The sequence below is a fragment of the Aquimarina sp. AWH4_224 genome (assembly GCF_056160245.1).
Genome location: NZ_JBSWWU010000083.1, coordinates 1 through 291, shown reverse-complemented (window position 1 = coordinate 291; position 291 = coordinate 1). Strand labels below are relative to the sequence as shown.

Genomic DNA, 291 nt, shown 5'->3' with positions numbered 1-291 from the left:
ACGATAGCTTTGGAGGAGATGGTCCAAGTACCGGAACGATCAATGTAACTGCCATCCCAGCTGCAGTAGGAACTGCAGTTGTAAACAATGGAGGTACACCAAACGATCCAACGGATGATACGATCGACTTTACCCCAGCCTTAGACTATAATGGTCCGGTAACAATCACCTATGAGATCGAAGATGCTGATGGAGATACGGACACCGCAACGGTTACTTTCGATGTAACCCCAGTAGACGATACGCCAACGGCTACCAATGATACTCCTGCCGATGTCGCAGAAGATAGTG

General features: G+C 48.5%; 1 protein-coding gene. It reads left to right on the top strand.

Going from position 1 to position 291, the window contains the following annotated elements:
• Positions 1 to 291 (top strand): Ig-like domain-containing protein (locus ACXAGJ_RS24795; protein WP_474843896.1); only part of this gene is annotated, 291 nt, incomplete at both ends.